This is a genomic window from Herbiconiux sp. UC225_62 (assembly GCF_042694625.1).
In the GTDB taxonomy this organism is placed as follows: Bacteria; Actinomycetota; Actinomycetes; order Actinomycetales; family Microbacteriaceae; genus Herbiconiux.
Map to the genome: position 1 here is coordinate 3,224,609 of NZ_CP170551.1, position 23,442 is coordinate 3,248,050.

The 23,442-nt window shown below is 70.9% G+C and carries 22 protein-coding genes and 1 pseudogene; 3 read left to right on the top strand and 20 right to left on the bottom strand.

All coding sequences use genetic code 11. The features are described from left to right. Window positions 1–64 precede the first annotated feature (64 nt). The 3 genes from ACFJGU_RS15805 to ACFJGU_RS15815 are packed head-to-tail and all read right to left on the bottom strand — an operon-like array spanning window position 65 to window position 4,760. Complete coding sequence (locus tag ACFJGU_RS15805) at window positions 65–2,035, bottom strand: cell wall-binding repeat-containing protein (protein WP_382304561.1); 1,971 nt, start codon at window positions 2,033–2,035, stop codon at window positions 65–67. Between the two features lie 42 nt (window positions 2,036–2,077). After that, on the bottom strand, window positions 2,078–3,388 hold the full coding sequence (locus ACFJGU_RS15810) for an ion channel protein (protein ID WP_382304563.1): 1,311 nt from the start codon (window positions 3,386–3,388) through the stop codon (window positions 2,078–2,080). A gap of 40 nt (window positions 3,389–3,428) precedes the next feature. Further along, window positions 3,429–4,760 (bottom strand): coiled-coil domain-containing protein, encoded by a 1,332-nt coding sequence (locus ACFJGU_RS15815; RefSeq protein ID WP_382304565.1) that lies wholly within the window; start codon window positions 4,758–4,760, stop codon window positions 3,429–3,431. A 142-nt stretch (window positions 4,761–4,902) separates the two neighbouring features. Between ACFJGU_RS15815 and ACFJGU_RS15820 the strand changes: the two genes are divergently transcribed. After that, window positions 4,903–5,436, top strand: coding sequence for a type II toxin-antitoxin system PemK/MazF family toxin (locus ACFJGU_RS15820; RefSeq protein WP_382304567.1), 534 nt, complete (start codon window positions 4,903–4,905; stop codon window positions 5,434–5,436). On the opposite strand, the gene ACFJGU_RS15825 is transcribed toward ACFJGU_RS15820, so the two are convergent. The 14 genes and pseudogenes from ACFJGU_RS15825 to ACFJGU_RS15890 all read right to left on the bottom strand — a co-directional run bounded on the left by ACFJGU_RS15825 (window position 5,433) and on the right by ACFJGU_RS15890 (window position 19,291). Next, window positions 5,433–6,035 carry an HD domain-containing protein gene (locus tag ACFJGU_RS15825; protein ID WP_382304569.1) on the bottom strand — a complete coding sequence of 201 codons (603 nt, stop codon included), beginning with the start codon at window positions 6,033–6,035 and terminating at the stop codon, window positions 5,433–5,435. The two genes, ACFJGU_RS15820 and ACFJGU_RS15825, sit on opposite strands and share 4 nt — an antisense overlap. A gap of 291 nt (window positions 6,036–6,326) precedes the next feature. Further along, complete coding sequence (locus tag ACFJGU_RS15830; RefSeq protein WP_175494311.1) at window positions 6,327–6,623, bottom strand: SHOCT domain-containing protein; 297 nt, start codon at window positions 6,621–6,623, stop codon at window positions 6,327–6,329. Between the two features lie 137 nt (window positions 6,624–6,760). Next, window positions 6,761–7,423, bottom strand: coding sequence for a response regulator (locus ACFJGU_RS15835; protein WP_382304571.1), 663 nt, complete (start codon window positions 7,421–7,423; stop codon window positions 6,761–6,763). Then, window positions 7,420–9,189: a histidine kinase gene (locus ACFJGU_RS15840; protein ID WP_382304573.1), complete on the bottom strand. Its 1,770-nt coding sequence runs from the start codon at window positions 9,187–9,189 to the stop codon at window positions 7,420–7,422. The genes ACFJGU_RS15835 and ACFJGU_RS15840 overlap by 4 nt, the downstream gene beginning before the upstream one ends. 160 nt (window positions 9,190–9,349) lie before the next feature. Beyond that, window positions 9,350–10,003, bottom strand: coding sequence for an FMN-dependent NADH-azoreductase (locus ACFJGU_RS15845; RefSeq protein WP_382304575.1), 654 nt, complete (start codon window positions 10,001–10,003; stop codon window positions 9,350–9,352). A 37-nt stretch (window positions 10,004–10,040) separates the two neighbouring features. After that, window positions 10,041–10,262 (bottom strand): hypothetical protein, encoded by a 222-nt coding sequence (locus ACFJGU_RS15850; RefSeq protein WP_382304577.1) that lies wholly within the window; start codon window positions 10,260–10,262, stop codon window positions 10,041–10,043. Between the two features lie 110 nt (window positions 10,263–10,372). Then, window positions 10,373–10,936, bottom strand: a complete 564-nt coding sequence (locus tag ACFJGU_RS15855) for an FAD-dependent oxidoreductase (protein WP_382304579.1) — start codon at window positions 10,934–10,936, stop codon at window positions 10,373–10,375. Between the two features lie 47 nt (window positions 10,937–10,983). Beyond that, window positions 10,984–12,513: pseudogene (locus ACFJGU_RS15860) on the bottom strand (NAD(P)-binding protein); the annotation flags it as partial. A 124-nt stretch (window positions 12,514–12,637) separates the two neighbouring features. Then, window positions 12,638–13,510 (bottom strand): SDR family oxidoreductase, encoded by an 873-nt coding sequence (locus ACFJGU_RS15865; RefSeq protein WP_382304581.1) that lies wholly within the window; start codon window positions 13,508–13,510, stop codon window positions 12,638–12,640. A 2-nt stretch (window positions 13,511–13,512) separates the two neighbouring features. Further along, window positions 13,513–14,697, bottom strand: coding sequence for an acyl-CoA dehydrogenase family protein (locus ACFJGU_RS15870; protein WP_382304583.1), 1,185 nt, complete (start codon window positions 14,695–14,697; stop codon window positions 13,513–13,515). Further along, complete coding sequence (locus ACFJGU_RS15875) at window positions 14,694–16,493, bottom strand: AMP-binding protein (protein WP_382304584.1); 1,800 nt, start codon at window positions 16,491–16,493, stop codon at window positions 14,694–14,696. Before ACFJGU_RS15875 ends, ACFJGU_RS15870 begins: the two co-directional genes overlap by 4 nt. Beyond that, the gene (aroA, locus tag ACFJGU_RS15880) at window positions 16,490–17,953 is read right to left on the bottom strand and encodes a 3-phosphoshikimate 1-carboxyvinyltransferase (protein WP_382304585.1); all 1,464 of its coding nucleotides are present in this window, start codon (window positions 17,951–17,953) and stop codon (window positions 16,490–16,492) included. The genes ACFJGU_RS15875 and aroA overlap by 4 nt, the downstream gene beginning before the upstream one ends. 28 nt (window positions 17,954–17,981) lie before the next feature. After that, the gene (locus ACFJGU_RS15885) at window positions 17,982–18,788 is read right to left on the bottom strand and encodes an anti-sigma factor family protein (RefSeq protein ID WP_382304586.1); all 807 of its coding nucleotides are present in this window, start codon (window positions 18,786–18,788) and stop codon (window positions 17,982–17,984) included. Beyond that, window positions 18,785–19,291: a sigma-70 family RNA polymerase sigma factor gene (locus ACFJGU_RS15890; protein WP_382304588.1), complete on the bottom strand. Its 507-nt coding sequence runs from the start codon at window positions 19,289–19,291 to the stop codon at window positions 18,785–18,787. The genes ACFJGU_RS15885 and ACFJGU_RS15890 overlap by 4 nt, the downstream gene beginning before the upstream one ends. A gap of 165 nt (window positions 19,292–19,456) precedes the next feature. On the opposite strand from ACFJGU_RS15890, the gene ACFJGU_RS15895 reads away from it, so the two are divergent. Continuing rightward, the gene (locus ACFJGU_RS15895) at window positions 19,457–19,960 is read left to right on the top strand and encodes a hypothetical protein (RefSeq protein WP_382304590.1); all 504 of its coding nucleotides are present in this window, start codon (window positions 19,457–19,459) and stop codon (window positions 19,958–19,960) included. Between the two features lie 26 nt (window positions 19,961–19,986). Here the strand turns inward: ACFJGU_RS15895 and ACFJGU_RS15900 are convergent, their stop codons facing one another. The 3 genes from ACFJGU_RS15900 to ACFJGU_RS15910 all read right to left on the bottom strand — a co-directional run bounded on the left by ACFJGU_RS15900 (window position 19,987) and on the right by ACFJGU_RS15910 (window position 22,877). After that, complete coding sequence (locus ACFJGU_RS15900) at window positions 19,987–21,042, bottom strand: cell wall-binding repeat-containing protein (RefSeq protein WP_382304592.1); 1,056 nt, start codon at window positions 21,040–21,042, stop codon at window positions 19,987–19,989. Between the two features lie 105 nt (window positions 21,043–21,147). Continuing rightward, a complete protein-coding gene (locus tag ACFJGU_RS15905) occupies window positions 21,148–22,269 on the bottom strand; it encodes a class I adenylate-forming enzyme family protein (protein WP_382304594.1) in 1,122 nt (373 codons plus the stop codon). Further along, window positions 22,206–22,877 carry an AMP-binding protein gene (locus ACFJGU_RS15910; RefSeq protein WP_382304596.1) on the bottom strand — a complete coding sequence of 224 codons (672 nt, stop codon included), beginning with the start codon at window positions 22,875–22,877 and terminating at the stop codon, window positions 22,206–22,208. Before ACFJGU_RS15910 ends, ACFJGU_RS15905 begins: the two co-directional genes overlap by 64 nt. Window positions 22,878–22,976: 99 nt before the next feature. Here ACFJGU_RS15910 and ACFJGU_RS15915 point away from each other — a divergent pair, with 99 nt between their 5' ends. Continuing rightward, window positions 22,977–23,354 (top strand): nuclear transport factor 2 family protein, encoded by a 378-nt coding sequence (locus ACFJGU_RS15915; RefSeq protein ID WP_382304598.1) that lies wholly within the window; start codon window positions 22,977–22,979, stop codon window positions 23,352–23,354. Window positions 23,355–23,442 lie beyond the last annotated feature (88 nt).

Sequence of the window (23,442 nt, forward strand, 5' to 3'; positions counted from 1 at the left end):
CCTAAGCTATACCACTCGCAATACCACACCCTACAAACAGGCGTCGTCGCGTTCGGCGCGTCGGTCAGTCGCAGGCGTACAGCTGCTCCACGTCGAACCACATGCTGTCGTACCCGCCGAGCACGACCACCTTGGTGGCATGGTCGGCGATGATGTCGGTGATCACGTCCTGCGGAACGCATTGGCCGCTGACCAGGTACAGGGGCGAGCCCGTCGACGCGGCACGGGCTCCCACCGACAGTCCGTCGGGGTAGTTCAAACCGGTGGCGAGGTAGACCGTGTCGGCCGAGGTGAAGGTGGCGCGGTTGACCGCGACCGCCGCGGCGAACCGGTCGGGGCCGGACAGCCGCGTCACCTTCGCCGCCGGCGCGAGCGATGCCAGCACGCCGTCGGAGACCGAAGCCGGGCCGCCGACGACGGTGACGGTCTTCGCCTGGAGCTTCGCGAGCTCGGAGCGGGTGGCCGCGTCGGCGCTCGCGGCCGATCCGTTCGTCAGGAGCACGGGTGCGCCGACGGAGCCGGCGGCCGCGCCGGTGGACAGGGCGTCGGGGTAATTGTTGCCCGTCACCACGAAGACGCGCGAGGAGCCCTGCGGGAAGGCGTAGTCGATCACGGCCCGGGAGACGGCGAAGCGGTCGGCGCCGCCGATCCGCACCGTGGGCGCGAGTGCGTTCAGAGTCTTCACGACGCCGTCGGACACGGTGGCCGGGCCGCCGATCACCACGACCTTGGTCGGATGCAGGCGGGTGATCTCGGCCCGGACACGGTCGTCCAGGCGGTCGGGGAGAGTGAGCAGCAACGCTCCGTGCTGCTGGGCGGCGGCGGGCGCTGCAGAGAGGGCGTCGGGGAATTTCGCCCCCGACGCGAGGTAGACCACGGGCGCGCCGGTGGCGGCATCCGGGAACTGCGCCTGCGAATTCACGATCGCGACGTCGTAGCGGTCCTGGCCCTGCAGGCGCTCGACCGTCACGCCCGGGAGCGTGACGGTATCGCTCGTCAGCTGGGCCGAATTGCCGAGGAGGCCCGTGGCGAGAACGGATTCGTTCACCGTGATCCGGTGTCCCGAGTCCGCGACGGTGAGCACATGGTCACGACCACCGGCCGCCGGCTCCCGGCTTCCGTTCGACCAGGTGATGGTGTCCGAGGTGGGCGCCGGATCCCAGCCGGGCGGAATGTAGCTCAGGGTCGACCCGACCGTCGGGTCACCCGTGAACGCCGGGGCTGCGGTCGGGCTGATCTGTCCGAACCGTCCGGTGATGCAGCCGAGGTCGGCGGAATGGTTGGCCGGATCGGCGTACTGGGGCTGGACGGTCACACAGATCGTGTACGGGCCGGCTTTCGGAACCGAGATCAGGTCGTCGAATCCCACGACACCGGGGAGTTCCGGATGCGCCGCGCGGATGTCGGGGCGGTCGACCAACGGGTAGTAGCCCCCTTGCTGGGACGTGCCGCCGTAGGTGGTGATCGTGTAGACGCGGGGGTTGTGCTCGGAGTTCCAGCTGTCGGAGAGCCACCCCTTGAGGCGGAGAGTCGGAAACGCATTGGTGTCGTTGGCGGTGAGGGATTCGACGCTCCCGCTGATCTGTTCGGGACCGACGTCGACGAATCCGCAGCCGACGATCTCGAACCAGGCCTCGGCGCAGATCTGGTAGCGGCCGACCTGGCCCGGGAAACCGAGGTTGAGACGGTATCCATGGTCGGGGCCGGCCTCGGGGTAGGCGGCGGCGACGTCCGGACGGGGGAGAGTGCGCTGCCCCACGTCGGAACCCCACCAGGTGGCATGCCCGTCGGGGAAGAGGATCTGGAACTCGTCGGGTGCGTTGGTCTCCGTGGGCTCCTGGTGACTGAACGACCAGCCGGTCGCGATGATCCCCTCGCCCGGCCGGTATTCCAGCGAGTCCAGCGATCCGACCATGATGTGGCTGTCGAACACGGGCTGGATGGGCAGAGTGTCAGCCGCAGCGGGCGCGGCGACGGCGAGGGTCAGGGCTGTCGCGGCCAGCGCGGCGATGATGGCGGTGAGGCTGCGGCGCACGTGTTTCCCCCTCGGTCCCCCCGGACCAGTCGTTGTCTTCTGCTAAGGAGTTACAGTAGCCGATCCGGGGAGGGGGATCGGCTTGTCGCTGTCGGGATGCACGATCATCTCCGGCGCCTTCGTGACGATCAGCCAGCTGGGCAGGATGGCGAGGCAGAGCACGGGCAGGATGATGAGGCTGCCGCTGACCGCCGTGGCGATGAAGAGGGCGATCCAGCCGTCGCGCGCGATGGCCAGAACCATACCCAGCACGCCCGCCGACACGGCGAGGGCGACCGGGATGTCGGGGACCAGGGCATTGGCCAGAACGCCGATGGCGGCGCCGATGAACACGGACGGGAAGATGCGGCCGCCGCGGAAGCCGGCGGCTGCGGCGACGGTGAGCGCGACGACCTTGACCAGCACGATCACGATCAGCGCTTCGACGGTGTAGTCGGCACGGTTCGTGGCGAGCTCGGCCGTCTGCTGGAGGCCCTTGAACAGGGTGATCGGGCCGCCGATGGCGCCGAGCACCCCGAGCACGACGCCACCGGCCGTGACGTAGAAGACCGGGTTGCGGAGCAGCCGGAAGGCCCCGTGCAGGCGTGGGAAGACGGCGGCTGCGCCGATCCCGAGCGTCGCGGCCACGGCGGCGATCACGGCCGCGCTCAGCAGGTCGAAGGGCTGCACGGTGTCGTAGGCCGGGAGCGGAAGGGCGAAGGTCGGGTGACCGAGGAAGCGCATGGTGATGGCGCCCGCGCCGGCGGCGACGAGGGGGAGGAAGAGCTTGTCCCAGAGGGCGCCGCCGCCCGCGATCGAGCCGACGACCCCGGTGAACACGAGGGCCGCTGCGACCGGGGTGCCGAAGAGGGCGCCGATCGTGGCGGCGGCGGTGATCATGATCACGAGCGTCGTCGGGATCGCCTTCCACAGGCGCGCGATGAGGGCGACCAGGAGGCCGGTGTTGATGGCGATGATCGGATTCTCGGGGCCGAGGCTCACACCGCCGGCCAGACCGATCACCGCCACGAGCGCGAGCGAGGGCAGAGCACTCAGCGGCAGTGGGGGAGCGATGAGCTCGGTGGTCGCCGAGTCGCGGCCGCCGTGACCCGGCACCAGCCAGAGGCACAGCCCCACGACCAGTCCGGTGAGAGTGAGGATGCTGAAGATCCACCACCCGTTGTCGGGGTCGATGCCCGCCGCGTTCGGGAAGACGTCCCAGATGACCGACTCGAGCTGATCGGCGACCCACTCGATGCCGAACAGCAGCAGCGCGCTCACCACGCCGATGAGGATGGCCGGAACCGACAGCTGGACGAGACGCTTGACGCTGGGTGCGGCCTGCGCGAGCGCTCCGGGGGCAGGGGAGGTCATGTGCACACGATATCGCTCAGCACCCCGCGGCCGGGAGGGATCAGAAGTCGTCGACGTGCAGGTGGTCGCAGCTGTCCTCGAAGTCGATGAAGTTCTGGAAGCTCGGCTCGTTGCCCGCGGAGTAGCGGCACTGCGACTGGCCGACCCGCGACCCGTTGGGCATCATCGGGTCGAGCACCGCGATCAGGTTGAGTGAGGCGTCGTTGGCGCCCGTCAGCCGCACGCCGCCCACCGAGGTGAAGTCGACCGCGTGGCCGCCGCCCTGCCGGTAGTGCGCGGATGCCGTGCCGGCGCCCTCGATCTGCCCGGTGCAGCGGCGGCTGATGTCGCTGACACCCGCGCTGCCGAAGGCCCGCACGGCGGCCACCATCGCCTGGAGGATGGTGACGTCGATGCCGCAGTTCGCGACATCCTGGCCCTGTGCGATCCAGGCGATCTCGAAGATGTGGTCGGGCGTCGACCCCCAGAACTGGCCGGCGGCGACGTAGCCCATGAGCTCCTCCGCGAGGGCCTGGGCGTCGCCGGAGACGGGGCCGACGACCTGTCCGCCCTGGTGCGCGGCGGCGGCTGCGGCTGCGGCAGCTGCGGCGGCCGCCGCCGCGCGCGCTGCGACACCCGCCTGGTACTGCTGCTCGGTGGTGGCGAGGTTCTGCTGCAGGCTGGCGAGCTGAGCATCCATCTCGTCTTTGTGGGCGTAGTTCTCCTGCAGGATGGCCACCGCCTCGCGTTGCGCCTCGGCGGCGGCCTCGAGGGCGGCCTGAGCGGCGTCGGCCAGGGTGGTGAGTTCCTGTTTCGCCACCTCGGCCTGTTGGCTCAATGAGGTGGCGGTGTTCGCATCCTGCTCGGCCGAGGCGTAGACCGCGTTCACCGACTGGGTGAGCTGACTGGCGGCGCTCAGTTGCGCGAGCAGGTCGTCGACCTGGGAGGAATCGCTCGTGAGGAGCATCGTGGTGAGGTCGGAGCCGCCGGAGCGCACGAACTGGGCGGCCATCTGGGCCGCGCGCTTCTTCGACTCGTCGGCCTTCGTGGCCGCGGCGGCCGCAGTGGCAGCCAGGGTGTCGGACTTGAGCTGGCCGGCGGTGAGGGCGGCGCTGGCCTGGTCATAGGCGTCGGAGGTCTCGGCGACTTTGAGCTGCGCGGCGGCGGCCTTCGCCTCGTTGTCGGCGATCACGGACTGCAGCTTCGCGATCTCGTCCTGTTTCGCCGACTCGTTGCCGCGGGCGGCGATCACGTCGTCCCAGGTGGGGTAGTCGTCGGCGTAGGCGGCCGGTGCGCCGGTGATGGCGGCCGCGGCGGTGAGCGCCACGACGAGGAAGGCGGTGCCGGCGGCACGGATGCGCGTGCGGCGGCGGGCGCGGAGTGACGTGTCCATGGATCCTCTGAGCTCGGGCACGTCGCGGATCGGCGCCCCAGGGGGATATTCAACCTCGACCGGGCGCCGAGCGCGGGAGGTGACGACGGCAATTCGCAAATCGTTGACGAGGCACAACGAGATCGGACGATAGGGTCGGCGTATGAACGGCAGATTCGACGACCGGGGCGGCAGTCCTGGGCGCTACGGCGCATCCGCCACCGTGGAGATCGACCCGCGGTCGGTGGGGCGGGTGGGGGTCGCGTACAACCCGGCGACCGACGGGGACGCCGATCCGGGCGAGATCGTGTGGACCTGGGTGCCCTACGAGGAGAACGACGGTCGCGGCAAGGACCGACCGGTGCTCGTCGTGGCCACCGAGCCCGCCGGGACGGTGCTCGCGATGCAGCTCACCTCGAAACCGCACGACGACCAGTACGACGTGGGAATCGGAAGCGGCGCGTGGGATTCGGCCGGGCGCCCGAGCTGGGTGCGCCTCGAGCGGGTGTTCCGGTTGCACCAGGCGGGCATGCGCCGAGAGGCGGTGGCGCTCGACGCGGCGCGCTTCGCCCTCGTGGCGGCGGCGCTGCAGAAGCGGTACGGGTGGAAGGTGGCGTCTGCGTCGACGGTGGTCGCCGCGCCTCGGCGTTCCGGTCTGATGCGGGCCGTTCGCCGCCTCTTCGGGGCCCGGACCTAGCTCCTCTCCTCCAGCGGATTGGCGTCGAGGCGGCCGGCGACGCCGGAGGCGATGGCGTCGGCGGCGGAGCTTGTGGGCTTGCGGTCGGCCTGATCGATGAAGCAGCGGAGGAACTCGTCGCGCAGGGAGAGCCGCGGATACCGCTCGAGCACCTCGGCGCGGAGTGTCTCTGGCCAGAGTTCGGCGTGCCGGCCCGAGATGTCGAGGCCGGTGCCGATGCAGAGCAGGTGGCCCTCTGGGTCGACGGCGGGGTCGACCTCGTCCCACATGTGTCGCACGATGATCTCGGATGCCCGTGTGCGGCGCTCCCTCGGCCAGCCAGCTCCCGCACCGAACACCCACGCGACGTGCCCACCCGCGTCTTCGAACGGCAACGTGTGGTTATCGAACTCCCGCACCAGCCCCAGATCATGCAACATCGCCGCCACGAACAACAGCTCCTCATCGAACCCGAGCCCCGTGAGTCGCCCCTGTGCCGCCCCCCACAGATACGACCGCACGCAGTGGTTCACGAGCGCCTCAGAGTAATACTCCCGCGCCACCTCGTATGCGGAGAGCGCCACAGGCGTCGAGGGAAGAACAAGTTCGTCGAGATGCATCTGCCCATTCTCCCGCAACCGACTTCCTCATCCCCATGACGTGGGCAACGAGACCGCAAGCTGCGGGCCGCGCTCGACGACCCACGGTGACGGCGAGGCCGCGTCAGCGACCTCACCGTCACATGTCGCCTCGCGCCGCAGCAGCGGCGGCGCGAGCAAGAAGGGCCCGCCCAGCCGAAGGCCGGGCGAGCCCGAAGGGCGGCGGTGCGGTACCCCCGTCCGGTCGGCCCCTCAACAAAGGGCCCCTCGTCCGCCCGCCCCCTCAACAAGCGGCCCCCCTCCCGGCACCCCCTACCGCTGCGGATACGAGCTGTTCGCCCGCAGCACCTCCAGCCGCGCCCGGTACTCCACCTCGTCGATGTCGCCCTGCGCGAAGCGCTCGGCGAGCGTCGACTCGGCGCGGCGGCCGGGCTGGTCCCACCCGCGGGCGGCCCAGGCGTTGCGGCGCCAGCGGCGGCCGACGGTGGCGAAGAGGATGACGAACAGGGCGATCCAGAACAGCGGGATCAGGAAGAACAGAAAGCCGAAACCGCCCACGAAGGGGCCGGCATGGGCGGCGACGGATGCGAGCGCGACGGTTGTGAACACGATTTCCTTCTCTCTCGGGCTCCGGTGCGGAACCCTCTGCTCACAGCCTCGCCGCATCGCGCTTCTGGCGAATCTGCCGGCGGGTGGCATTCGCCGTACGCCCGGGGGAGTACGGGGCGGGGAGAAACCGACGCCGCCTACGCCCGGCCGGGTGTCACGAGCCCGGTCTCGTACGCGATCACGACGAGCTGCACCCGGTCGCGGGCCGCGAGCTTCGACAAAATGCGCGAGACATGGGTCTTCGCGGTGAGCGGACTGAGGAAGAGCCGCGTGCCGATCTCCTCGTTCGTGAGCCCGGCACCCACCAGCGCGAGCACCTCGCGTTCGCGGGCTGTCAGGGCGTCGAGGCGGGACGAATCCGGTCGGTCGGTGAGATCGTGCGACACCCGCTCGAGCAGGCGGCGCGTGACGCCCGGGCTGAGCAGCGCGTCGCCGGCCGCGACGACGCGGACGGCCCGGATGAGTTCGACCGGCTCGGTGTCCTTCACCAGGAATCCGCTCGCACCGGCCCGGATGGCGCGGCCCACGTATTCGTCGAGCTCGAAGGTCGTCACCACCACGATGTGGGTCGCGACGAGTTCGGGGTCGGCGGTGATCTGCTCGGTGGCCCAGAGCCCGTCGCCGTCGGGCATCCGGATGTCCATCAGGACGACGTCGGGATGCTGCGTGCGCACCAGCTGCACCGCCTCGGTGCCCGATCCGGCCTCGCCCACCACCTGGAGGTCGGGCTCCGACTCGAGCAGGCTGCGGAACCCGCCGCGGATGAGCTGCTGATCGTCGGCGATGGCGACGCGGATCACGGGATCTCCTCGGTTGGCGTGGCTCCCGCTGCGGGCGGGGCCGGTGGTGTCGGCTCGGTCGTCGGGGTCGGGGAGCTGGGTGCGGCGGGTACGGTCGGCTCGCTCGGTGGGGACGATGCAGTCGACGCACTCGGTGGCGTCGGCGCGCTGGAGGTCGTTGGTGCGTCGGTTGAGGGCGGCGCGCTGGAGGTCGTCGGTGCGTCGGTTGAGGGCGGGGCGCTGGAGGGCGTTGGTGTGAGGGGTGAGGCCGGGGCGCTGGAGGGCGTCGGTGCGACGGGTGAGGCCGAGGCGCCGGAGGGGGAAGGCGACACGGGCGAGAGATCCGGCCGGCGTGGGATGGACGCGGCCACGACGAAGCCCCCGTCGGGTCGGGGGCCGGCGGAGAAGTCGCCACCGAGCAGCTCGGCGCGCTCGCGCATGCCGAGCAGGCCTCGGCCGAGGCGCACCGGCTCCGCGTCGGGCGACGCACCGCGCGCCCGCGACGCCCCTGCGGTCTGCTCCGCGCGCGCTGCCGCGCCCGAGCCCGCACCCGACCCGTCGTCGACCACCGAAACCGTGTAGGCCTCGGTGGTCTCGGCGAGCGTCACCGTGGCGCGGGTCGCGTGGGCGTGGCGGATGACGTTCGTCAGCGACTCCTGCACGATGCGGTAGAGGGCGAGCTGGACCGCCTTCGGAGGCGGACCGGTGCGGGGCGCGGCGTCAGCGCCGAGCGCGATGCCGTTCTCGAGCGTGACCTGGAGCCCTTGTGACACGACGGATGCGACGAGCCCGTCCAGTCGCGAGAGGTCGGGTTCGGGAACGAGGGGCGCGGCGTCTTCTTCCGCACCCGGGGCATCCTGACCCGCCCGCAGCACGCCGAGAACCGAGCGCACCTCGTCGAGCGCGCTCTTGCTGGCGTCCTTGATGTTCGCCAGGGCGCTGGCCGCCAGCTCGGGCTGCGTGTCGATGAGGTGGAGTCCGACGCCGGCCTGCACGTTGATCTGGCTGAGCGAGTGGGCGAGCACGTCGTGGAGTTCCCGGGCGATCCGCACGCGCTCGGCCTGCACCTCGGTGAGCCGGCGCTCCGCGGCGCGGCGACGGAGTTCGTCGATGCGGGCGCGGCGGGTGCGGATGCCTTCGCCGATGCCCAGCAGCAGCACGAGCCCGAGGGTCACGGCCACCACGGCGGCGGGCTGCCAGTCGACGCTGACGAGGATGCCGGTGCCCACCGTGAGCACCCAGGCCACGCCGAGCGACCACCAGGCCCAGACCCGCGCGCCGCGCACCACCGCGCTGACGACCGCGAAGGCGAGCGCGATGTAGGGAGGAGCGAACTCGCCGGCCACCAGGAGCGCATAGGCGCCCGCGGCGGCCGAGACCACGGCGACCACCGGGCCCGGGAAGCGACGCGCGGCGATCAGCGCGAGTGCGCCGAGCAGCGCCAGACCGACGCGGGCCGCGAGGTGCCACGGTTCGTCGGCGCCGACGGTGACGAGCCGGCGGAGGCGCCACGTGAACAGCGCCGCCGGCACCTGCACCACGAACGAGATGATGACCGGCAGCCACAGCCGTGCCCACCGCGAGAACCGGAAGCGCGGCTCGGCGTCGAGGTCGTCCGCGCCGCTCCACCGCCGGTGCGGTCCCCATCCGGCGCCGTGGCCGGCAGCCCGGCCTCGCGGTCCGGGCCATTCGCGCGGCCCTGGCCACTGGTGCCGGGGACGCTCATCGTGCGCCGAGCGGGCGCTCTCGTCTCCGCGTTCGTCGTCAGCGCGGCCCGGGTACGGCATGGCTCGATCGTATCCGTGCGCCTCTCGCGCGGCATCCGCCGCACGTCGCGTCCGCCCTACTCTCGGGGGAGTACGCGTCCCTCGTCGACCCGTCACTTAATGTCGCTCTGGGCGTCTCAAAGCGACCACAACTGACGGGTCGACGCAGAGGTGGGAGTGCTCAGGCGGCGGGGGCGCCCAGCTCGCGGGCGAGGGCGGCGGCGGCCTCGTGGGCCTCGACGAGTTCGCGGCGGCTGCGATCGATCTGGTCGGACAGGGCCGGCACCGTCTCGGCGAGGGTGAGGTTCGTCGCGATGACGGTGACGTCCATGCCGAGCGCCGTGCCGAGGATGAGTCGGAGGGCCGGCACCTCGTGGTCCCACCCGTCGGTGGGCGATCCGGGATCGTAGGATGCGCCGCGACTGGTGACGATCACGGCCGGCCTTCCCGCGAGCGGCTGGGTGTCGACGTCGAAGGGCGCCGTCACGGCCGGCACGTGGATGTTGTCGATCCACGCCTTGAGGCTCGACGGCAGTGAGTAGTTGTAGAGGGGCGCGCCGACGAGCAGGGCGTCGGCCGCGAGCAACTCGGCGATGAGCGAGGCCTGGAGCGCCTCGGCGTCGGCCGGCGGGGTCGACCCCGCGGGGCGCAGGCGCGGCGGCCAGTGCAGCGCCGCGTCGGCGAGGTGGGGGAGCGGGTCGCGGTGCAGGTCACGATGGGTGACCGTGTTGCCCGGTGCGGCCGCGAGCCAGGCCTCGCTGAAGGAGTGCCCGATCGCCCGCGAACGGGAGGTCTCGAGGTCGGCAGAGGAGTCCAGATGCAGCAGGTTCGCCATGGACTCACGCTATACCGCGTGACCCCGACGCGGGGCGTCAGGCGGCGCTGTTGCGCAACTGCTCCTCGACCAGCGGCAGCAGCTGCTGGAAGCGCGAATCGAGGTGCGGGGTCATGTACCCCGCATCCTCGCGCAGGTCCTCGATGAGGGCGCGGAGCCGACTGAGTTCGTCGGTCGAAAGGGTGGAGAGCGAGATGTCCGAGTAGGGGAGCGCAACCGCTACGGCAGCGACCTCATCGGTCCACGTGATCCGGCCCACGATCCTCCATCTGTGCGTCGAGATGCGATGTCAGGGGGAGCATATCGCCGCGCGCAAGCTTCCCGGTGCCCCCACAACGGGAGCGCCACGGCGTGTCGCACCGCAAACTTTCAGGCGGCGAGGCGGCGGGCCGCGTCGATGCCCTGGCGGGTGGCGCGGACGGCGTCGACACGGGAGGCGTCGAGGGCGCCTCCGACGACCTCGTGGCGGATGCCCCGGGCGGCGAGACCGGCGCTCAGCGGGTCGTGCGAGACCTGCCCGGCGCAGACGATGACCACGTCAGCCGGAACCAGAGACGACGTTCCGTCGGCGAAGATCACCTCGACGCCCTCCGCCGTGATGCGCCGGTAGTCGAGATCGGAGACGAACTGCACGCCCGCCTCCCGTAGCTCGCCGAGCGCCACCCAGCGCGAGGTGAGCCCCATCCCGGCGCCGAACTTACCGGTGCGGCGCAGCACGGTGACGTCGCTGCCGGGCCGCGGAGCGAAGGGTGCCGCCCCGGGCCGCTCCCGCACCCGCGTGCGCTGAGGGAGCGTATCCGATTCGAGGAAGGTGCTCGGCGACGCCAGGCGGAACTGCTGCTCGAAGGCCCGCGCCCGCACGGCGGGGTCGTGCGAGAGCACGAGGAACTTCGCGGTGTCGATGCCGATGCCCCCGCCGCCGATGATCGCCACGCGCCCGGGCGGCCCCCGTCGAGGATCGCCCGCTCGTACGTGAGCACGTGGGGCAGCGACGCCCCCTCGATGTCGACCGTGCGCGGCCGCACCCCGCTCGCCACCACGACGCCGGCGTATCCGCCCTCCGCCAGTTCGTCGACGGTGACCGGATGCGACAACTCGACCCGGGCGCCCAGCTCGCTCAGCCGGGCGGCGTAGTGCGCGACGGTGAGCGCGTAGTCCTCCTTGGTGGGGATGCGCGCCGCGAGCGTGAACTGTCCGCCGAGATGCGGGGCGGCTTCGTAGAGGGTGACCCGGTTGCCGCGCGCCGCGAGGTCTTCGGCCGCGATGAGTCCGGCAGGTCCGCCGCCCACCACCGCGTAGTGGGCGGGCGCCGCCGTGAGCGTGAGCGGATACCGCGTCTCCTTTCCGGCCCGCGGGTTCACCAGGCACGACACCGGCTGCTTCACGAAGGAGCGGTCCAGGCACGCCTGGTTGCAGCCGATGCAGGAGTTCACGGCGTCGAAGTGCCCGTTGCGCGACCGGTCGACGATCGCGGCGTCGGCGAGGAAGGGCCGGGCCAGCGCGACGGCCGTGATCACGCCCCGGGCGAGGATGTCCTCCGCGTCGCGCAGATCGGTCAGCCGGTTGCTCGCGATGACCGGCACGGCCGAGGGTGCTGACGGGTCGGAGGGCAACGCGATGGCCCGTGCCACGGCCTCGGCATAGCGCAGCCACACGCCGTGCGGTACAGCCGCCTGCACCGTGGGCACCTTCGACTCGTGCCAGCCGATGCCCACGTTCAGCGCGTCCGCTCCCGCCCGCACGAGGTCGCGGGCGAGCGCATCCGTCTCGTCCTGCGTGGTGGAGTCCGGCACCAGGTCGGCTCCCGACATCCGCACGATCACGGGCACGTCGAAGCCGACGCCCCGGCGCACGGCGCGCAGCACCTCGACCGCGAAACGCCGGCGCCTCCGGGCGTCTCCGCCCCACTCGTCGTCGCGGCGATTGGTGACGGGCGAGCAGAACTGGTTGATCAGGTAGCCCTCCGACGCCATGATCTCCACGGCGTCGAAGCCCAGCTCCACGGCGCGTTCGGCCGCGATCCGGAAGTCATCGATGGTGCGGCGGATGCCGGCCTCGTCGAGCTCCACGGGCACCTGCGCTCCGGCGCTCCGCCAGGCGAGCGGGGAGGGGGCGACCGGATGCACGGGGCGGCCCTGCGCATCCGTCACCCCGTCGAGTAGCGCGTAGCGCCCCGCGTGGAAGAGCTGCGCCGCGATGAACCCGCCGGCCTCGTGCACGGCGGCCGCCGCGGCGGCGAAGCGCGCGTCGCCGGCCGGGTCGCCCAGCACGCTGAAGTCGTCGGCGCCGCAGCCCTCGGCGTTCACCGCGAGTCCGCCCGTGATGATGAGCGTCGCGCCACCCCGGATGCGTTCGGCGTAGTACGCCGAGAGCGCCGCGCCCCCGTCGTCGAGGGTCTCGAGGCCGGTGTGCATGCTGCCCGTGATCACACGGTGCGGCAGCTCGAGCGCACCCAGCCTCCAGGGCGAGAAGGTGCGCTCAAGGGCGGGGGTGGCGTCGTCGCCGTGCATCCGGATGTTCCGATCGAGTCGAGCGACGCAGGTCGCGGAGCGGGAAGGCTGCGGAAGGACTAGAGGAAGGCTACTCGCCCGAGGCTGTTCCCCGAGGCTGTTCCCCGAGGCTGTCCTCGTGAGGCTATTCTCCCGAATAGACGGCCGGAGCCACGGCGGCACCCGACGCGCCCTCGCCGAGCACGGCCTCGCGCAGGTCGCCGGTGGTGTCGGCCCAGAACGGCGGCGAGACGATGGTGAGACCGCCGTCGACCTGCAGCACCTGCCCGGTGATGTACCCGGCCTTCGCCGAGAGCAGGAAGTCGGCGGCATCCGCCATGTCGTCGGCCGTTCCAGGACGGCCGAGCGGGATCTTCTCCAGCACCGACTGCATCGGCGCCATACCCGGGACCTTGTTGTAGAAGTAGTCGAGCGAATCGGTGTCGATGAGGCCGCCGTTCACCGCGTTCACGGTGATGCCGCGCGGTCCGTACTCGGTGGCCATGAACTTCACGTACGCCTCGTTCGCCGCCTTCGCCGCACCCAGGGCCGCGTAGGTCGGGAACGCCCGGAGCGATCCGTAACTCGTGATGGTGACGATGCGGCCGCCCTGGTCCATGAGCTCGGCGGCACGGATGGCGCCGAGCACGAAGGAGCGGGTGTTCATCGCGTAGCTGCGGTCGAGGTGGTGCACCTTCAGCTGCGAGACCGGCTTGAACGCGCTCGCGGCAGCGTTGGCCACGAAGCCGTCGAGGCGGCCGTAGCGCTCGCGCACCTCGTCGAACAGGCGGTCGATGTCGTCGGGGTTCTCGATGTCGGCCTGCACGGTGAAGCCCGAGCCGCCCGCGGCCACCACGTCGGCGAGCGACTCCTCGGCGAGGTCGGCGTTCACCTTGTAGTTCACCACGACGGCGGCGCCCTGCGCGCCGAGCTTCTGCGCCAGCAGGCGGCCGATGCCGCGGGAGGCGCCGGTGATGACGACGACGCGCGGGTTCTGGTTCTCGGTGTTCTCGGTCATGCTCAGGCCTCGGGGTTCTCGGTCGTGGGGTGGGTGGCGGCGTAGTCGTTCAGCACGGCCCGCGCCACGACGGTCTTCTGGATCTCGTTGGTGCCCTCTTCGAAGCGCTGGGCGCGCGCATCCCGGTAGACCCGCTCGATCGGGTTGCGGGCCCAGTAGCCCTGCCCGCCGTGGATCTGCAGCGCCTTGTCGGTCACTCGGGCGAGCATGTCGACGGCCACGATCTTCGAGGCGCTGGAGAGCGCGCCGGCATCGGCGGCCCCGGCCTCGTAGGCCCGCGCGGCCTCGAAGATCAGCGCGCGTGCGGCCGCGATGTCGGCGTAGTTCTCAGCCAGGTACGTCTGGATCACGGGGCGTTCGGCGAGCTTCTTGCCGAAGGTCTCGCGCTTCAGCGCGTACTCGATCGCGAGTTCCTGAGCGCGCTCGGCGAGACCGACGGCGCTCATCGCCACCGAGACGCGGCTCGGCAGCAGGAAGCCGCCGAGCGCGACCTTGAGGCCGTCGCCTTCTTCGCCGAGGCGCGCGCTGACCGGCACCGGGGTGTCGGTGAAGTGCAGGATGGCGTGGTCGGTGCCGTGCACGCCCATGGTCTTCGAGTCGTCGATGACTTCGGCGCCCGGGAGGCCCGTGTTCGGCACGAGCAGGGCGACGGTGCCGTCTTTGCCCGTCGAGCCCTCGAGGCGGGCGAAGAGCAGCCAGTAGTCGCACTTCACGCCGAAGGTGATGAGGTGCTTCTCGCCGTTGAGGTAGTAGGTGTCGCCCTCGCGGCGCACGGTGGAGCGCAGGTCGGCGCCGGTGCCGGCGGTCGCCTCGGTGAGCGTGAAGGCCACGAGCACCTCGCCCGATACAGCCCTCTTCACGATCTCGCGCTGCTCCGCGTTCGCGAACGGCTCCATGGCGCGCCAGGTTCCGTTGTTGACGTGCACGAGCATCCGGATCGACGCGTGTGAGCGCGACACGATCTCGAGCAGCTCGAGGTAGCGGGGGAAGGGGATGCCGCGTCCGCCCAGTTCCTCGGGCGCGGCGAGGCTGAGGTAACCCCGGTCGCGCAACTCCTCGTAGAGCTCGCGCGGCACGTCGCCCTCGGCCTCGATGCGCTCGGCCCAGATCTCTCCCGGGCCACGCACCCAGGCCTCGATCTCGGCCTTGAGCTGCTGGAACTCGTTCTCGTCGATGTCGGTGCTCACGCTTCTGTGCTCTCCAATGCGGTGCTCTTCACTGCGGTGCTCTCGTTCTCGGCTGCCAGCAGCGCGGCGACGCGCTCCCGCAGCAGGTTCTTCTGGATCTTGCCGACCGGGTTGCGGGGCAGGGCCGCGATGGTCTCGAGTCGCTCGGGCCAGTAGTACTTCGACACCCGCGCGGCGGCCAGGAACTCCTGCATCTCGTCGAACTCGAGCGGCTCCTGCCCGTCGGCCGGCACCACGTAGGCGCAGGCGCGCTCGCCCAGGCGCGGGTCGGGCATGGCCACGATCGCGACATCCTTGACCCGCGGATGCGTGAAGAGCAGGTTCTCGATCTCCACCACGGGGATCTTCTCGCCGCCGCGGTTGATGACGTCTTTCACCCGACCCGTGACGTGCAGGAATCCGTCGGCGTCGACGATTCCGAGATCGCCCGTCTTGTACCAGCCGTCGGGGGTGAACACCTCGGCGGTCAGGTCGGGACGGTCGAGGTAGCCGAGGAAGAGGGTGGGGGAGAGCAGCTCGTAGTTGCCCTCGCGGCCCGCCGGCAGCTCGGTGCCCTCGTCGTCGACGATCCGGATACGGATGCCGTCGAGCGGGCGCCCGTCGGTTCCCCAGGCGGAGCCCGGCGGGTCGCTCGGCGCCGAGAGGGTGCCGAGGCAGGTCTCGGTCGTGCCGAAGGCGCCACAGACCGCGGTGTCGAGCACGCGGGTGGCGCGCTCGGCGAGTTCTCGGGGCACGGCCGCGCCGGTGGCGACGAAGATGCGGAGGCTCGCGGGCTGCTCCTCGCCCCCTTCGACGGCCTCGACCACGTCCATCAGGAACGGTGTCGCCGCCTGCACGAAACTGGCCTGGGCCTCTCCGAACGCCTGCCGGAGTGCGACCTTCGGATCCCAGATCGGTTGTACGACGGATGCGACGCCCCGCTGCCAGCTGAGCAGCAGACCGTAGAGGAACCCGGTCTGGTGCGCGAGAGGCGAGGGGATGTAGATGCGGTCGTCGGTGGTGAGTCCGAGGTGAGCGACCTCCATCGCCGTGGCCAGGCCGAGCGAGCGGTGCGCGTGCTGCACACCCTTCGGCTCGCCGGTGGTGCCGGAGGTGAAGAGCAGCTGGGCGACATCCGTCTCGACGGGCCGGCGCGGCGCGATCGCGCCTGCGTTCACCTCTACGGCCGCAGTCGCCGCGTCGAAGTCATGCCATTCCCACCCGAGCTCCGGATTTCTTGCCCCGAAAAGACCCAAATCGGGGTCGTTTTGGTCGTTTGGCGGCACATTCTTCTGGGTGGTCAGGGTGCCCGCGCGGGGAGCGCCCGTCGGGTCGGTGTCGCCGATCACGAGCACGTGCTCCACGAGCAGCGTGCGACCCCCGGCCGCGGCTTCGCGCACCACGCCCGCGAGCTCCTCGGCGTGCCGACGCTTGCGGAACGAGCGCGGCAGCACGAGCACGCGCGCCTTCGCCCGCGCCAGCACCATCGCCACCTCACGCTCGCCGAACACGGGCATGATCGGGGCCACGACGGCACCGATCTGCAGCACGCCGAGGGTGACGGTGACGCACTCGGCCCAGTTGGGCAGCTGGAAGGCGACGGATTCGCCGGGCTCGACCCCGAGATCCAGCAGCACCGCCGACACCCGGTCGGCCTCGTCCTGGAGTTCGGCCCAGGTCAGCGTGCGGGGGCGGTCGCCCACCTCGATGACGGCCGGGGCGTCGGGTTGCTCGCGCACGAGCGCGTCGACGGCCGCGGTGACGCCGGGAGCGACATCCGGTTCGAGTGCGGAGCCTGCCGTGTCGGTGCCGCTCACGAGGCGAGCGCCTGCTCGGAGCGCGACTTCTCGGCGCCCGCGAGCGAGGTGATCGCCATGTCGAGCCCGACGCTCGTCATCGCTTGGAGGAACGTGGGATAGGAGATGCGATAGGCGCGCGGATAGGTGAGCCGCGACTCCCCGTCGGCCCGCGTGGCCGCGACGGAGAGCGACATCAGCACCCGATGGTCGTTGAACGACGACATCGGGGCGCCGCGCAGTTCGTCGACGCCGGTGATGAGCAGCTCCGATCCGGTGTCGACGAGGTCGCCGCCGAGCTTGTTGAGCTGCAGCATCGCGTTCACCCGGTCGGACTCCTTGAGCCGGATGTGCGACACGTTGCGGAGCCTCGAGGTGCCGTGCGCGAAGCTCGCCAAGGCGGCCAGGACGGGCAGCAGATCGGGGATGGGCTGACAATCGATGTCGAGCGGACTCAGCTCGATGCCGTCGTGACGCACGCGCACGAATCCGGTCTCCTCGTCGTGCTCCATCGGCAGGCCCATGGCGGCGACCAGGTCGAGGAACTCGGCCTCGGGGTGGTCGGTCTCGGCCGAGGTGGTGGCGGTGAGTCCGCGGAACAGCACGTCGGAGGGGTGGATCGCGGCGGCCGCGAGTCCGAACGCCGCCGACCCGATGTCGGGCGGGATCGTGTAGTCGGTCGCGGTGGCCGTCTGGCCCGGAGGGATCGTGAAGGTGCGCCAGTCGTCGGAGTGCTCGACCACGAGCCCCCAGTGCCGCATCATCCGCACCGTCAACTCGACATAGGGCTGTTCGTTGAGCTCGCCGATGACCTCGACGGTCGTCTCCTTCTCGGCGAAGGGAGCGAGCAGGAGCAATCCCGAGAGCCATTGCGAGAGGGTGCCCGGGATGGTGACGTGACCACCGGCGGGCGTGCCCGGCTGCACCGTGATGGGCGGGCAGTCGTTCTCGGCGGAGTACGTCACGCCGAGCTGCCCGAGCGAGTCGAGCAGCGCCTTGATGGGGCGGCGGCGGAAGTATTTCATGCCGGTGAGGGTGATGGGCCGGTCGGCGAGCGACGCGAGGCCGGTCATGAAGTACAGCGTGGTGCCGGAGGAGCCGACGTTCAGGAGGCCCTCGGCGGAGATCGAGCCGTGATCTACCACGTCGTTGCGGGTGTGGTAGCGCCCGCCGTGCACCACGTAGGTGTCGCCGTCGATGTCGATCCGGGTGCCGAGTGCGCGGAGCACTCCCACCGTCCAGACGACCTGTCTCGTCTCGGAAAGGCCGCGCACGACGCTCCGTCCCGGAGCCAGGGACGCCAGGACCAGTGCGCGATGCGCGTGATATTTGGATACGGGGATGTTCAGCTCGCCGCGGATCGGGGTCTCGGAGCCGCTTATGAACAATTGCACGCCAGTGCACCTCCTGAAGATGTGTCGCGGGCTCCGGCAAGTGGAGTCGCACAGGCAACGGAAAGGTATCGGGCTCAATCTTGCCACTTCGGATGGCCTGATGCTGGCCGACGCGTCAGAGGGTCGTGCGCACCAGCGGGCGGTCGCTGCCGGCGACCCGGATGTCGACCGACCGCAGCTCGCTGGTCGGGATGCTCGTCGACGCCGACAGGTTGCCCGCCTTCTCGCCGGCCGCCGACCAGCTGGCGACCGTGGTCTCCGTGCCTTGCGCATCCGTCACCACCAGGTCGTAAGTGATGGTGGGCGCGCCGGGGTAGGTTGGTCGGTCGGTGCCGTAGGTGCAGCTCCAGTCGAAGCGGGTGCCCCAGCCCTTCGCGGTGACCGCGAGCTCGGCGTCCACGAAGCCGGGCTCGACCTGCGCCATGGCGCGCGCTACGCCGTCGCCCGGGGCGCCGGGAGTTGAGCCGCCGGGTGTGGCGGGAGTCGTGGTCTCGACGGCGAGCGGTGTGCCCGGGTCGGCGATCGAGCCGAGTCCGAAGCCGGCGAACAGGCCGGCCACGGCGAGCACCGCGCCCACACCCGCGACGAGGCCGATCGTGCGGCGCCGTGTGCGCGTGCGGCGTCGGCGCACCGATCGGGCGAGGTGCTGCACCAGATCGGGCTCGGGCCGCGGCGGCGCGGCGGATGCCTCTGACGGCGCGTCGAGCAGCGCCACGGCCTCTTCCGGGCTCAGCTTGCCCAGGATGCCGGGCAGCCCGGCCAGTTCGGCGACCGCGGCGGAGCAGGCAGGGCAGGTGGCGAGGTGGCGTTCGTAGGCGCGGCGCTCCTCCGCGCCGAGCATGCCGAAGACGTAGGCGGCATCCCAATCCCGGTACGGATCCTGGGCGCGGTCGGGGCCGAAGGGCGCGTTCGGGTCGGTCACTCGGTCACCCCCCTTTCCTGCAGGGCGAGGCGGAGCGCCCGCAGTGCGTAATGGATGCGGGAGCGCACCGTGCCGACGGGCACGTTCTCCCGTTCCGCGATCTCGGCGGCGGACTGCCCGAGGTAGTAGGAGCTCACGATGGCCGTCCGGTGCTCGAGCGACAGCGACAGCAGCGCGTCGGAGAGCAGCCACTTGTCGAGCACCGCATCCGTCTCGTCGTGGATGCCGCGATCAGGCACCTCGTCGGTGGCGAACTCGTGCGAGTGCCGCGCGCTCCGCCGGTCGTCGATCACGAGGTTGCGCGCCACGGTGAAGAGCCAGGCGCGGGCCGCCTCGTCGCTCTGCTCGAGGATGGCGGGCGACTTCCATGCTCGCAGCAGCGACTCCTGCACCACGTCCTGCGCGAAGTTCTGGTCGTGGGTGAGGCGCACCACGTAGCGGAAGAGGGCCGGTCCGTGGGCGTCGTGGATCGCCCGCAACAGCTCGGCTTGCTCCTCGGACATGGGTTCCTCCAACCACCACAACGGAATGCGGGGCCGTCGCGTTCAATTCTGGGCCCGATCCGGTCAGGAATCGTCTCGGAACTGGGATCCGGCTGAGAGGGTGAACGTTTCCGGGATTCGCTGCGTCTCCCCCTTCGACAGGTCGAAACCATCGAAGGAGTCATCATGAACACGCGCATCACCCTCGCCGCCACGGCCGCCGCAGTCGCCCTGCTGGCGCTCGCCGGATGCTCGTCCACCGGGTCGTCCGACACTTCCGCCAATTCTTCCTCGGGTGATTCCGGCACGGCCGAGATCGCCACCGCGAACTCCTCCCTCGGAGAGATCGTGGTCGACGGGAAGGGCATGACCGCCTACTTCTTCGACAAGGACACGGCGGGCTCGGGCACGAGTGCCTGCACCGGCGACTGCGCGAAGCTGTGGCCGGCCATCGAATCGGCGACGACGACCCCTGTCGTCGACGGGGTGAGCGGCACCGTCGCCACCATCAAGGGCGTCGACGGCGGCAACCAGATCACCATCGACGGCCGCCCGATCTACACCTTCGCCAACGACAAGAAGCCCGGCGACGTCGCCGGTCAGGGCGTCGGCGGCATCCGGTTCGCGGTCTCGCCCTCAGGCGAGGAGCTCACCTCGGCCACCCCCGCGTCATCCGGAACCGGCTACTAGCCCGCCAGCGCGCACCCGGGGACGCCTCACCACGTGCACGGGGTGAGCGCCTCCACCCGGGGCCCGAGCGACGCAGTGCCTCCGAGCACCACCACGTTCCTCGTGCCGTGGGTCGTCATCTGCGCGAGTGCGCCGCGTGGCACGCAGTCCGACGGCACGACGTAGAGCGGGTGGTGGCCGATGCCGGCGAGGACGCCCCCGGCCAGCGCGTCCGGGAAGGTGGAGCCTGTGGCCAGGTACACCGTGTCGAAGTCGGCAGTGTTCAGCCCGTTGAGATTCACCGAGACCTCGTAGCGGTCGGCGCCGCCCACTCTCCGGCCGGTCGTGCCGGTGGGCAGAGAATGCTCGATGCCTGCCGAGATGGAACCGGTTCCGCCCGCCAGGACGACGTCGCGCGACGCCAGGCTCGCGATGAGGCCGCGGGTGCCCGAATCCAGCACCGCGCCCGCTCCGTCGATCAGCACGACGGGCGATCCGTTGTTCGCCGCCACGGCACCGGCGGTCAGGGCATCGGCGAAACCGGCTCCCGTCGCGAGGTAGACGGCGGGCGTCAGCCGGAAGGCGTCGGCGACCACGACTCGGCTCACCTCGTAGCGATCGGCACCCGACATCCGCTCGACGGCCGCGTGCGGGACAGTCGCTCGCAGCTGGGCCACCGTCGCCTCGGTCACCGAGAGCGCGCCCCCGACGACCACCACCCGGTGCGGATTCAGCGCCGCGAGTTCAGTGCGCACGACCGACGGCAGACTGTCGGACGGCACAAGGAGGAGGGCGGCGCCCTGAACCGCGGCGGCGGGCCCGGCGCTGAGCGCATCGGCGAAGCTCTCGCCAGACGCGACGTAGACCACCCCCGACCCGGACGGGTTGGTGCGCTGCGCGATCTTCGACGCCAGGTCGTAGCGATCGCTCCCGAAGACACGGCTCACCGCCGGGTCGAGGACGGCCTCGCCGTCGGCGTGCGCCGGTGGAGCCGTCAGGCCACCGGCGGCGAACAGGGCAGCCAGTATCGCGGCGGCCAGCGCGACGACACCGGTGGTGCGGGCGGATCGGCGGCGCGACGCCGCCCGGGAAGAGACTGGCACGGACATACGATCCCCATCGTGTCGGCCCTCCGCCAGAAGCGGCCCCCGGCCTGCCCCGACGATAGTCGGCCCCAGGCGTGAAGTCGAGTGATCCTCACACCCCAATCAGGGGGTCACGAACACGCCTGCCGCGAGGTCGTCGGGGGCCTGGCGCTTCATCAGGAAGTGCTGCTTCTTGCCGGTCGCGGTGTAGGGGAGTTCGTCGACGAAGGCGTAGCGCCGCGGCCGCTTGAAGCGGGCGAGGGCCACGCTGTCCTGGCAGAACCGGTCGAGCTCGGTCGCGGCAGCGGCCGGGTCCTCGAGCGTGCCGGGACGGCGCTGCACGTAGGCCACCACGACCTCGCCCCACTCCGCATCCGGAACCGCGGTCACGATGCTGTCGGCGACTCCGGGATGCCCCGCCAGCACCTCCTCGATCTGCACCGGATGCACGTTCTCACCGCCCGAGATGATCATGTCGTCCTTGCGGCCCACGATCGTCACGATCTCGTCGCCGTTCCAGGTGGCGAGATCGCCCGGGTACACCCAGCCGTCGCGGAACTTCTTCTCCTGCTCCGACGGGTTGTGCATGTAGGCGTACCCGCTCTTCACCGAGCGCATGATCACCTCGCCCACGGTCGTGCCGTCCTGCGGCACGGTGTCGGTGGGGTCGGCCATCCGGTCGGGGTAGACGTTGACCACCACCACGTCGTCGTCGAGGCAGGCGCGGCCGGATGCTCCCGCCGCATCGGGCAGGTCGTCGGGGCGCAGGTAGGTGTTCCAGAACGCCTCCGTGGTGCCGTAGCCGTTCGCGATGCGCGGGGTGATCGTGCGCTGGTAGCGCAGCGCTGCGGCCCGTTCTAGCGGTGCGCCCATGGTGACGATGCCGGAGAGCGAGGAGAGGTCACGCGGCCGCGCCTCCTGTTCGTCGGCCAGCCGCTCGAGGTTGGTGGGCGCGCCGATCACGTAGGTGAGCCCGTGCCGCTCCACCAGGTCGAGCACGAGACCGGGCTCGAACTGCGGCAGCGTCACCACCTCCGAGCCTACGTAGAACGCGGTGTTCGGCCCGGCGCAGTAGTTGCCGCCGCGGTGGAACCAGGGCGACATGTTCATCGTCTTGTCGGTGGGCCCGAGCGGGAAGTGCATGATCGCGTCGTGCGCCGTGAGCACTTCGTTGAGGCTCGTCAGCGGCACGGCTTTGGGCATGCCGGTGGTGCCGGAGGTGTAGAGGCGCGAGGTCTCGTCCACACCGAACCGCCCTCGGGGGCGCGGAAGCTCGGCGCGCCCTCGACCAGCAGCTCGGCGAAGGGGATGGTGCCCGGCACGAGTTCGGTCGCCGCGGCCAGGGCGGCATCGTCGCCGACCGCCGCGAGCACCTCGGGAACGAAGTCGGTCAGACCCAGCGCGGTGCGGACATCCGCTGCCGCCGCCGCTTCGTAGACGAAGATCCTCGGCTTCGACTCGCTCAGGATGTGCGCCGTCTCGGCCGGCGCCAGCCGGAAGTTCATCGGCGAGGAGACCGCCCGGAGCCCCTGGGACGCCACGTAGAGGAAGGCGAACTCGGGCCGGTTCATCAGCTGGTACCCGACGATGTCGCCCACCCCGATGCCGCGTTCGGCGAGCCCGGCGACGAGGGCGCCGGTGACCTCGCCGAGCTGGCGGTAGGTCCAGGTCTCGCCCGTCGTCGAATCCGTGATCGCGGCCCGGTTCGCGTAGCGGTGCGTGTTGCGCTCGACCGCGGAGGCGTAGGTGAAGTGCTGCTCGAAGACCTGGCGGAAGGCCGAGGGGTCGTAGTCGGTGTTGCCGGCCGGTGCGGAGGCGACGTCGGTGTCGGTGGCGGGGGCGCTGATGCTCATGAGACCTCGTTCTGTTCGGATTCCAGGTATACAACGCCGAACGCCGCCCAGTCATCCCGAACGCTTGCGTCGCCCGCTCCGGCGTGCCCAGACTGTGTCATGGCCGACGACGTGACCGCCCCTGTCTCCCGCTGGATCGACGGGTACCGCCGAGCGTGGGAATCGAACGATCCGGTGGACATCCGAGCTCTCTTCACCGAGGACGGCGAGTACCGCACGGAGCCGTACGCCGAGCCGTGGACGGGTCACGACGAGATCGTGGCCGGCTGGATCGAGGCGCAGGACGAGCCCGGGGAGACGACGTTCTCGTGGCATCCGGTGGCGGTCGACGGGCCGCTCGCGGTCGTTCAGGGCACCACCGTCTACTCCGGCGGGCCGGTCTACAGCAACCTCTGGGTCATCCGTCTCACCGACGACGGACGCGCGAGCGAGTTCACCGAGTGGTGGATGGAGCAGAACGTCGACGACGGCGGCTGATCCTCCCGGGCGCGGCATACGGCGACGGCGAGCGGATGTCGCGGGGTCTGTACCCGGATCGCCGCGCCTGTTAGGGTGAGCCGCACCG